Genomic DNA, 387 nt, shown 5'->3' on the forward strand with positions numbered 1-387 from the left:
AGACATTCATTAAGACCACTCTTGCCATGCAAGGAAACTGCTTGAACAAGGAGCTGGCTGACGCATTTCCTAAGCCCTCTAAGCGAATGACCGCGTCGGCTTACGAACAGCAGAAATCGAAGGTTAATCCTAGATTATTTAAGGCAATTCTGTATGAATTCAATTCAACTTTGAAACAGCCCGCTTTGTATCATGGCTATCGACTGCTGGCAATCGATAGTAGTGACTTTGCTTTGCCATATGATAAGCATTCACCATTTCTATGCAATATTCAAACTAATAAACTGCTCAAGTTAAGTCAACGTAGTTTCTCTTTTAGCTCAGATTAGCTAACTTAAACTTCCCACTTGCAAAAGTGGGCTCGTACCTTGAAAATTCAATAGTTTA

At 39.8% G+C, this 387-nt stretch carries 1 pseudogene; it reads left to right on the forward strand.

The features are described 5' to 3' along the window. A pseudogene (locus OCH80_RS10235) lies at positions 1-329 on the forward strand (hypothetical protein); the annotation flags it as partial. Positions 330-387 lie beyond the last annotated feature (58 nt).

This window comes from Lactobacillus sp. 23-2 (assembly GCF_044902225.1).
Classification (GTDB): domain Bacteria; phylum Bacillota; class Bacilli; order Lactobacillales; family Lactobacillaceae; genus Lactobacillus; species Lactobacillus absianus.